This is a genomic window from Desulfovibrio sp., assembly GCF_019424165.1.
GTDB lineage: Bacteria > Desulfobacterota > Desulfovibrionia > Desulfovibrionales > Desulfovibrionaceae > Desulfovibrio.
The window spans coordinates 4,848-15,375 of record NZ_JAHZAA010000009.1 but is presented as its reverse complement, the minus strand read 5'-3'; the positions used below and the strand labels follow the sequence as shown (position 1 = coordinate 15,375).

The following is a 10,528-nucleotide window of genomic DNA, read 5'->3' as shown; positions in this document are numbered from 1 at the left end:
GTTTCTTTTCAAGTTCGAGCAGCTTGGAGTATTTCAGCTCGGCGGCCTTGTTCAGGTCGTATGCGCGTTCGGCCTGCTCGATGGCCAGCTTGGTCTGCTCGATCTGCTCCTTGATTTCGCGTACCTGGTTGATGGAGCCTTTTTCACTTTCCCACTGCTTGCGCAGGTCGGCCTGCTCGATGCGCAGGTCGGCCAGTTCGTTTTCAAGCTTTTCCAGCCGCTCACGCGAAGCCGCATCGGTTTCGCGCCGCAGGGCCTCACGCTCGATTTCAAGCTGCATGACCTTGCGGTTCGCTTCGTCCAGATCCGCGGGCAGAGAGTCAATCTCGGTACGGATAAGGGCGGCGGCTTCGTCTATAAGGTCAATGGCCTTGTCGGGCAACTGGCGGTCAGTAATATAGCGGTGCGAGAGCACCACGGCCTCTACAATGGCCGAGTCGCTGATACGCACGCCATGATGCACCTCAAAGCGTTCTTTCAGGCCGCGCAGGATGGAAATGGTGTCTTCCACCGTGGGTTCTTCCACCATGACGGGCTGAAAGCGGCGCTCAAGCGCAGGGTCTTTTTCAATATACTTGCGGTACTCGTCCACAGTGGTCGCGCCGATGCAGTGCAGTTCGCCGCGCGCCAGCATGGGTTTGAGCAGGTTGCCCGCGTCCATTGCGCCTTCGGTTTTGCCCGCGCCCACAATGGTATGCAGTTCGTCAATAAAAAGAATCGTCTGGCCTTCGCTCTTTTCCACTTCATTGAGCACGGCCTTGAGGCGTTCTTCAAATTCACCGCGGTATTTGGCCCCGGCAATAAGCGCACCCATGTCCAGGGCAAAGAGCTTGCGGCCCTTCAGGCCTTCGGGCACGTCGCCCTTGACGATGCGGAAAGCAAGCCCCTCAACGATGGCTGTTTTGCCCACGCCCGCCTCGCCGATGAGCACGGGGTTATTCTTGGTGCGCCGCGAAAGAATGCGGATGACGCGGCGTATTTCCGCATCACGGCCAATGACCGGATCCATCTTGCCCTGGCGCGCCGCCTCCACAAGGTCGCGCGCGTACTTGGTCAGGGCTTCGAAGGTGTCTTCGGGGTTGGCGCTGGTCACGCGGGCGCCGCCGCGCATGTCTTCCATAGCGGCCACAAAGGACGCGCGGGTAATCTTGTACTCTTTGAACACTTCGCCAAGGGGCGTGGAAGACGGCACCTCGGCCAGCGCGGCAAACAGGTGGTCAACGCTGACGTATTCGTCCTTCATGCGCTTGGCTTCATTCTGGGCGTCGTTCAGCACCGTGGCCAGGCGCTGGGTAATCATGATCTTGGTGGGATCAATACCGCCGCCCGACACGGAAGGCCGTTTGCGCACGGCGCCTTCAAGAGCCACCGAAAGTGCGCGGGGCTGTATGCCCATCTGTTCAAGAATACGCGGGACGATGCCGTTTTCCTGCTGTACCAGGGCCAGGGCCAGATGCTCGACGTCTGTTTCTTGATGACCCATGCCCGCAGCGAGGCTTTGGGCTTCGCTGACGGCCTCGCGTGCTTTTTCCGTAAATTTGTTGATATCCATAAAGGTTCCTCCAGACAGTGCCGGCCCGTGTGGGCGGCAAAATATTTGTAAGGCGTTATTATTGTAAAATCTATAACGGCCCCGGGTTTTTCCCGATTCAGGCGCTGCCGGGCGGCCTGTTCGCGCTGTGACCCTTCTGGCCTGCAACGCGGCTGCCTTTCCGGCCCACCGTGCCTGCGGAGTTTTCCACCAGCCGGACGTGTTTGCGCGGCAGGTTTTTGCACACCGCTGAGGCGGGCGCTTTTACGGTATTGAGAAGGGCTGTGCTCTCAATACGAAAATGATCAAAAGCCTCGTGCAGAGCGCTTGCCTGGCATGCAAAACGCTTTTTGCCGCGTTTCGCTCGGGATGTCTTTCCTGCCTGTGACCAGGGGAAAAACCGTTGGGCGCGGGCCGTTAATCCTCAAAGTGTTTCATGCTGCGTACGGCCTGTTCCAGCGCGTCGATGCGTTCCAGCAGGTCCACTATGATGGTTCCGCCGAGGACGGGCAGTTCAAAATCGCAGCAGATACGTTCAAGCTTGCGCACGCGGTAAATATCCGCATCGCGGAAAAGATGCCGCCGGGCAGCGTTGCTCCGGGCCTCAATCCAGCCAAGGGCCAGCAGTTCCTGCAACCGTTCGGGGTCTACGCCCGTCACCTGAACAAATTCTTCCCAGACCATAACCGTGGAAGGCGCGGGCAGGGTGGGATGCTTGGGTGTCATGCTCATGCTAAAACCTCCACCAGTTGCTATGCGCGGGCCTTGAATGCCGATGTTTCGGCCAGTTTTTGCCAGAGTTCGCGCTCATCGTCGGACAGTTGCGCCGGGGTGCTGATCATGACCCTGGCGAGCAGGTCGCCGCGTTTTCCGGATGCGCCCAGGCCTTTACCGCGCAGGCGGAATTTGCGTCCCGAACTGGACCCGGCGGGAATCTGCATTTCAACGTGGCCTTCAAGGGTGGGTACTTCCACCTTGCCGCCGAGCACTGCCTCCCAGGGGGCCAGTGCTACGTCGCATTGCAGGTTTTCGCCGTCCACCCTGAAGGTGGCGTGCGGCAGATAGCGCACCCGCAAAAAGAGGTCGCCGGGTGTGCCGCCTGGGGCGGGATCGCCCTGGCCTGCCAGGCGCAGTTTTGCGCCTTCGCGAATACCGGCGGGTACGTTGACTTCCAGCGTTTTCGGCCCCTGTGGCCCCTGAAGGGAAACAGTACGGCTGCCGCCTTTCTGCACTTCTTCAAGTGTCAGGGGCAGTTCGGCTTCAACGTCGCGCCCCCGGCGCGGGCGGGAAGAAAAGCCGCCGAAAGGGTCGGGGCCAAACTGCGTGCGGCCTCCGCCCTGTCCGCCAAAAGATCCGGCCTGTCCGCCGAATTGCGCACCGCGCGCGCCACCGAACAGGGTATCAAAAAAGTCTGAAAAACCCGAGCCGTCAAAGTTTTTACCATTGAAGGTAAAATGTACGTTTTCAAAGCCGGGTTCGCCCTGAAACTGCTGGCCGTGCTGCCAGTTGGGGCCAAGCTGGTCGTAAAGCCTGCGCTTTTCAGCATCTTTGAGAACCTCGTGGGCCTCGTTGATTTCTTTAAATTTGTCTTCTGCCTGTTTGTCGCCGGGATTCAGGTCGGGGTGGTACTTGCGCGCCAGCTTTTTATAGGCCTTGGAAATATCCTCGGTCTTGGCCGTGCGCTCCACTCCCAGAAGTTTGTAATAGTCTTTGTAAGATACTGACATTCTGTGCTCCCCCGTGCGAATCGTACTGTCGAGCGCAGCCCGTGTGCGGGTGCGCTTCGGAACCACGGGCCTTTTTGTGGCTGTGGCTCAATATGCAAGAATAAGGCCGTTTTGTGTAAGGTCAATGCCTGACATTGGAAAAACAGTACACATTTTTGGGCAAAAAGCCAAAGGGCAGGGCAGAAGGCCGGTGAAGGAACGGCCTTGACAGCTCAGGATTGCCTCTGAAGAGAGCGTTTTTCATCAGGGTTGTACATGGCTGTAATTATTGCGAAAAAACTTTTTCGTAAGCCCGATGGCGGCCAAAGATGGAGGTCAAATATGGCGGCCAAAGATGGAGGACAAAGAGGGCGTGTGGCCCGCCGGGGCAAAGCAGCCGTACGCATGCTGGCTCGCGTGGCGCGGTGCAGGCCTTTGGGATTGCTTCGCCCGTTATGACGAAGGAAGTTACGGTCGAAGACAGCAGAGATGCTTCGCCCGTTATGACGAAGGAAGTTACAGGTGGAGGCAGCAGATCTGCACGGCACAGTGCGATGCGTAACGTGAGGCTGCCCCGGCCTGTGCGCAGGATTTACGCGAAAACGGCAGCTAGCGCAGGGCGGCCAGTTTTTCCAGTAGCATGGCGGCTTTGGCCGGGCCAATGCCGGGGGTTTTGCGCAACTCTTCCTGCGTGGCGGCACACATGGCCTCCACACTGCCGAAGTGGTCCCACAAAAGGCGCGCCGTGGCCGGGCCGACACCGGGCAGGCGCATGAGTTCGCCCGCAAGGGCCGCACCACGTCGGGCCTTGCGATGGCGGCCAATGGCGAAACGGTGGGTCGTATCGCGGATGTTTTGCAGAAAAAGCAGTTCCTGCCCGCCTTCGCGCAGGGGCAGGGCATTGGCGCGGTTGGGTACGAAAATGCGGTCGGCCACATTGCCTGCGCGGCGGTCGGCGTGGCCTTGCTCATCCCTGGCTTTGGCAATGGCCGCCAGCGCGAAAAGATCGGGCTGGCCCGCCTCTTCAAGGGCGCGCTGTATCGTGCGTAACTGCCCGCGGCCGCCGTCAATAAGCAGCAGGTCGGGCCACGGAGCGCCGCTTTCAAGCCTGCGGGCAACCCAGGCGTGCAGGGTGGCGTAGTCGTCGCCGCTGTCGGGCATGCTGTAGGTGCGATACTGTGAGCGCGCAGGCTGGCCGTCTTCAAAAACCACCATACCCACACGGGTCTGGCGGCCGCCGGTATGAGACACGTCCACGCATTCGATGCGGCTGGGCGGCCCGGAAAGGTGCAGGGCGCGGGCCAGCCTGTCCAGAATGCTCATTTCAGACTTCTGCTCCTGGCGGCGCGCTTCCTCACGGGCGTTGGACTGGGCCATGTCCACCAACTGATTGTCCCCGGCATGCTGTGGCGGCACAATGCGCACCGCACCACCCCGGCGATCGGCCAGGGTCTGCTCCAGCAGTTCGCGTCCGGTCAGGGGGATGGACGAAGGTACAGCGGCCGGAACGGAAAGCAGAGCGCCATCCGGATCAGAAAGCGGGAAAGACGGTGAGGCTGAAAGCAGATCAGGCGACGGGCCGGACGACAGATCGGGCGACGGACCATGCTCCGGACCATGCACCGGACCGGGCGGCGGAAAAGACGCGGCAGCAGAAGGGCTGGCCGCAACAGGGGCAGGAACCGGGACCACGGCTGCTTCGACCGGCACGGGGGACTGCGTGGCTGCCTGCGCGCCCGCACCAGCGTTTCTACCTTCGCCCGTGCTGTCGTTTTCCGCTTCCGCGTCTTCTACGCTTTCTGTGTCGGGGGGCAGCCAGGGCAGCAGTATGCGCGGCGGTGGTGTGATCTGGCTGTAATACTGGCTTACAAAGCTCCAGAGCAGTTCAGGGGCGTCCTCAAATGTCAGGCCCGGCCAGTAGAAGGCGCGCCCGTCTGTGACGGCGCCGCTACGAACAAAGACTATGCCCAGGGCAAGGCCTTTTTCCGCCTGGTAAAGGCCAACGGCATCCATATCGCCGCCGCCGGGCAAAACAGCGGCCTGTCGCTCTACCGTGCGCTCCACTGCGCGGATCTGGTCACGCAGCACTGCGGCTTTTTCAAATTCCAGATCTTCCGAGGCCTGCTCCATTGCCTCGCGCAGGCTGTCCAGCAGGGGGGCCGCGCGGCCTTGCAGCAGATCGCAGACTTTGCGCACATTTTCATTGTATTGTTGGGGTGTTACCAGGTCCATGCACGGGGCGGGGCATTGCCCCATAAAATGATACAGGCAGGCCCGCACACGGTTTTTCATGGCCCTGTCGGAGCAGCGGCGCAGGGCAAAAGCGCGGTGTATGAGCTTCCAGGTTTCACGGGCTGACAGGGCGGAAGTGAACGGGCCGAAGTAGCGCGCGCCGTCACGCCTTGCCTGGCGCACAACTTCAAGACGCGGAAAAGGGTGCTTGGGGTTGAGCCGAAACAGCACATACTGTTTGTCGTCCCGCAAAACGATATTATAGCGGGGCCTGTGCTTTTTGATGAGGCTTGATTCCAGAAGCAGAGCCTCTTTTTCCGTTGTGGTGGTGAGGTATTCTATGCTTCCGGCATGGGAAAGCATGGCTTTCGTCTTGGCGGGCAACCCTTCAGGTCTGAAGTAGGAAAGCACGCGACGGCGCAGCACACGAGCCTTGCCCACGTAAATGATGCGGCCGCGCTCATCCTTGTACAGGTAAACGCCGGGAGAAAGAGGAATGCTGGCTGGTTCTGGTTTTTGCATGACAACCATATAACCATCCCAGGCAAACTTGCCAACAAGAAGGATGGAGCTAAAGTGTCTATGGGCATTTCAAGCCTGACGCGCAGTTGTAGAGGGATCGGATGCAGAAAAAGGGGAAGCCTTGCGGCTTCCCCTTTGTATAGCGGAATCAGAGATCGCGTTGTTCTTAGAAAGAGTACACGAAGCTCAGGTTGACGTTCCAGGGGTCACGCACTTCGTCGGACTTGCCGTTCATCTTGCTGTTGCCCCATACGGACTTGGACTGGTCAAGCCAGGTAGCCAGGTAGGCGGCGTCAAGCATGATGGTGAAGTTTTCGTACATCTGGTAGGTGCTGGTCAGGCCAACTTCCATGGCGTAGTCTTCGGTGGTCATGTACAGGGGGTCCATGCCGAGGTTGTTGGCACTCGTGTTGACACCGGTGTCAAGAACACCGTTGGCAGCAACGCCATTGCGCACCAGCTTTTTCGCCATGGAGGGGCTGTTGGTGCCGCCGATGAGGTTCACGCGGAAGGTGTGCTTCAGGTCTTCAAGGAAGCTCATGTCCTTCAAGCGCGCGCCCACGCCCCAGGTACCGGCCATGCTGTAGCCAAGGGTGGCTTCGCGGGCGATGTAGGGGTTGCCGTTGAAGGCAAAGTTGGAGAAGCCGTTGTTATTGTTGTTCACGCTCAGGCTGGGCATGCGGCCGGAACCGTCGGCCGGATCGTTGCTGTCGCCGGAACCGTACCAGCCGTAGATGCCGGGAATGGCCCAGTCAAGCTTGTATTCGGCAAGCAGAGAAGCCAGCCAGCCGGAACGGTTAAGACGGCTCTGGTCATAGCTGGCGGAACCGTAGTTGAAATCCCACGCAATGCGGATGGGGTCAAACATGGTCACTTCACCGGTCAGGCCGGCCCAGATGGCATTGCCGTATTCGCCGACCTTGTTGCTTGCGTAGCTGCCGTCCTTATGACGGGCACCGCCAGCGGGGATCATGCCAGCGCGGGCGTACTTGCCGGAGGTACCGGAGAAGTTGTTGAAGTAGCCGTCCTTATCGCGGAAGGCGTTGGGGCCGATGGCAGCGTACATGACCCAGGGGGTCACTTTCACGCCGTCAAAGGTCAGGGGAACGAGCAGGGCAGCAACGTCCACGTTATCCATGAAGTTGTTGTGGTTGCCGTCGTGGTCGCTGGTATTGGCGTAGTTGTCGTTCCAGGGGCGGGCCCACAGGGCGGTCACGCCAACGTTTTCGTTGAACTGGTAGGAGGCGGTGATGCCGGCTACGTCGTCGTTGAACACGTTGCTGCCGGTGGTGAAGCTGGGCAGGGCCATGCCCTGGATACCCATGCGCACCTTCAGGTCGGTCTGGGGAACGATCCAGTCAAGGTAGGCGTTCTTCAGTTTGATGACTTCGCTGGAGTCAGCACCCAAGGCGCCGCCGCCGCCGTTGCCGTTCTTATCGTTATTAGCTTTGCCCCAGGTATTCTTGCCGATTTCAAAGAACACGGTACCGGACAGGGATTCGGAGGCTACGGCGTCCAACTGCAGGCGCACGCGCTGGTTGGCTTCGAACTCGTCTTCTTTACCGTTGTAGCCGGTCTGGCCGTTGCCACCGGTGAAGTTGCCGTTCATGCCGTAGTCAAAGCTCATGATCCACTGGCCCTTGGCCTTGAAGTCGATGGCGCTGGCGCCTGTGGCAGCGCCGAACACCAGACCGGCCGCCAACAGAAGAGTAGCGATCTTTTTCATGGTTAACCTTCCTTTATTTTGCCCAAAAGGGCATGTTTTACTATACACGCCTGTGGAGCGGATGTCCGCTTCGGGCCAACTATAGGAAAGGCCCGCACACTTTGCAAGCATATTCGTGCAAAAATTTTAACCCGCCGAAAGATATAAAAAGAAAAAAAGATCAATCATCCGGAAAATCTACGGGTTAAAAAAAATCTAGAGAAAAAACTTTTTTTCCGGACACAGCATTTTTTTACCCGTCAACAGGCATAATTTGTAAGGATATAGGAAAAACAGCCCTTTATGAATGAATGCCAGGCGGTATAAAATTTTTCGCCTCATACGAAGAAAGCCGGGGATGCGTCCCCGGCTTTCCTGATGTGTGTCATATGGTCTTTGCGGAGCAGGCAGATGCGTAGCGCCGTTTTGCGACGCTTCTTCTGTCGGCGTCAATCTGTAAGAGCCACTGCCCGTCGGGCCTGTTCCCCCTGATATTTTTTACAGGGCTTGCAGTCTCATTTGGACAGTGTCTTCAGATTTCGCCTTTTTCCATCATTTCGGCGACCTGTGCCACGTCCTTGTCGCCCCGGCCGGAAAGGTTGACCAGCAGGATGGCATCCCGCGGCATGGCTGGAGCCATCTTGATGGCGTGAGCCAGGGCGTGGGATGATTCAAGGGCCGGGATGATGCCTTCATGACGGGACAGGGTGAAAAAGGCATCCAGGGCTTCCTTGTCGGTAATGCTGACATATTCGGCGCGGCCCGCGTCCTTGAGCATGGAATGCTCCGGGCCTACCGAGGGATAGTCCAGCCCTGCGGATATGGAGTATACAGACCCGGCATCGCCTGCGTCATCTTTGATCATGTAGGAATTGAATCCGTGCAGCACGCCTGGTTCGCCAAGGCAGAGCGAGGCCGCGTGCTGGCCGTAATCCGTGCCGTGTCCGCCGGGCTCCACGCCGATAAGGCGCACGCCGGCGTCGTTCACAAAGCCGGAAAAAATGCCGATGGCGTTTGAACCGCCGCCCACGCAGGCCAGCGCCGCATCGGGCAGGCGGCCGCAGGCTTCAAGCATCTGCTCCCGGGCTTCGCTGCCCACCACCGACTGGAACTGGCGTACCATATAAGGATAGGGGTGCGGCCCCACAGCAGAGCCCAGCACATAAAACATGGCGTCGTCCGCCACCCAGAGGGTAAGGGCTTCGTCTACAGCTTCCTTGAGTGTGCGCTGGCCGGATGTGGCCGCCACGACGTCGGCTCCGAGCATACGCATACGGATGACGTTGAGGTGCTGACGCTTCATGTCCACTTCGCCCATGCAGATGGTGCACTCAAGTCCCATAAGGGCGGCCGTGGCGGCTGTGGCCACGCCATGCTGCCCCGCGCCGGTTTCGGCGATGATGCGGCTTTTGCCCATACGCTTGGCGAGCAGGCACTGGCCGAGCGTATTGTTGATCTTGTGCGCCCCGAGATGGTTGAGGTCTTCGCGCTTGAGCCATATCTGCGCGCCGCCCAGCTTGTGGCTCAGGTTGGCGCAGTGAAAGACAGGGCTTGGGCGTCCTGTATAATGGATGAAAAGGTCATTGAGTTCCTGCATGAAGCCGGGGTCGGCCAGGGCAGACTCCATAGCCGCAGTCAGTTCATCCAGGCGGGCCTTGACTGGTTCGGGAACAAACTGGCCGCCGTACGCGCCAAAAAAGCCGTTGCTGTCCGGTTTGTCGTGGGGTGCGGAATGCTGGCTCATGCGATCTCCTTGCTGCTGATGCTGTGTCGCCGTCATGCTACCTGGTCTGCGGCAAAACGCCGTTCTGCCGTACCCGGCTCTGCGCCCGGCGTGGGCGGCTTCGGGACCGGTAAGCCTGAAAAGCGCAAAGGCTGAAAAACGGTTCTCACTCTGGCGTTTTGGGCGCTCTGTGTCAAGGCGCTTTCCTGTCTTTGCCGTATGTGCTGTATCTATGGATGCCCTTGTGATTTTGTGTTCTTCTTGCCGTGGCTTCCTGTTTCGCTTATGCTTGGTGAGCGCGCTCAATTTTGCGGCAAGGAGTTGAAATGCTGGATGAAAAATTTACCGGAAACGGCAAGGTCGTGCTGCTGGCCGGCGGCGGAAAAGTCTACACAGACATCGCGGCGCGCTTTGTGCGCAGCGAGAGGGACCTTGAAGACATTGTGGCTTCGCCCTATTCCAAAAAAATAGTGGAGAACATCCTGTCGTCGGGCCACAGGGCCGCGCTGGAGTTTGATTTTTTCATTTTCGGCCTTGAGGGCTACTCCCGCGTGACCGAAACCCAGCTTGTGCGCAAGCGTCTGGCTTCTTACCTGATCAAGTCGGGCCGGGCCGAGCTTGGCGGCAAACGTCGCTATTCTGTGGTGTATCCGCGCGGCGTGGCGGAGTTTACCGCTCCGGTGACCTTGCCCGGCGGTGCAACGGTGAGCCTGAGCGGGCGTGACCTCGCCGATCTCGGCCGCCAGTGGTATGAAGCGGGGCTTGATGCTGACCTGCCGGAAGAAGACCTGCGCTATCTCAAGCCGCAGGCTACGGAGTTCAAGGCCATTGTGGGCATGAACGCCCACGCCCTGCTGGACTGGTTTTCCATCCGCTGCTGTCGTAACGCCCAACACGAAATCCGGCACCTTGCCTGGCAGATGCTGCGTCTGTGCCGCAAGGCTGCTCCCGACCTGTTCGCAGGGGCCGGACCCAACTGCGTGCAGTTGGGGTATTGCCCGGAAAATGCCCTTCAGAATGCCCGCTGTCGAGGCCGCATCATTACCAAGGATGAAGCCATGGCCCTGTTGCGCTCTGCACGGGGGACCGCGGCCGCACCTCCGGTTCAG

General features: G+C 59.3%; 7 protein-coding genes. 1 reads left to right on the top strand and 6 read right to left on the bottom strand.

Annotated features, from left to right (window positions below):
- The 6 genes from QZ377_RS05165 to trpB form a co-directional block, all read right to left on the bottom strand.
- On the bottom strand, positions 1-1,552 hold a 1,552-nt coding region (locus tag QZ377_RS05165), incomplete at its 3' end, for a Clp protease N-terminal domain-containing protein (RefSeq protein WP_291440137.1).
- A gap of 396 nt (positions 1,553-1,948) precedes the next feature.
- Positions 1,949-2,263, bottom strand: a complete 315-nt coding sequence (locus tag QZ377_RS05160) for a chaperone modulator CbpM (RefSeq protein ID WP_291440136.1) — start codon at positions 2,261-2,263, stop codon at positions 1,949-1,951.
- A 20-nt stretch (positions 2,264-2,283) separates the two neighbouring features.
- Positions 2,284-3,258 (bottom strand): J domain-containing protein, encoded by a 975-nt coding sequence (locus tag QZ377_RS05155; RefSeq protein WP_291440135.1) that lies wholly within the window; start codon positions 3,256-3,258, stop codon positions 2,284-2,286.
- 588 nt (positions 3,259-3,846) lie between these two features.
- Positions 3,847-5,991 carry an excinuclease ABC subunit UvrC gene (gene uvrC, locus QZ377_RS05150; protein WP_291440183.1) on the bottom strand — a complete coding sequence of 715 codons (2,145 nt, stop codon included), beginning with the start codon at positions 5,989-5,991 and terminating at the stop codon, positions 3,847-3,849.
- Positions 5,992-6,157: 166 nt separating this feature from the next.
- Complete coding sequence (locus tag QZ377_RS05145) at positions 6,158-7,717, bottom strand: outer membrane homotrimeric porin (RefSeq protein WP_291440134.1); 1,560 nt, start codon at positions 7,715-7,717, stop codon at positions 6,158-6,160.
- A 511-nt stretch (positions 7,718-8,228) separates the two neighbouring features.
- Entirely contained in the window at positions 8,229-9,440 is a 1,212-nt protein-coding gene (gene trpB / locus QZ377_RS05140; RefSeq protein ID WP_291440133.1) for a tryptophan synthase subunit beta, read from the bottom strand.
- Positions 9,441-9,745: 305 nt separating this feature from the next.
- Here trpB and QZ377_RS05135 point away from each other — a divergent pair.
- The coding region (locus tag QZ377_RS05135) for an FAD-dependent thymidylate synthase (protein ID WP_291440132.1) at positions 9,746-10,528 on the top strand (783 nt) is incomplete at its 3' end.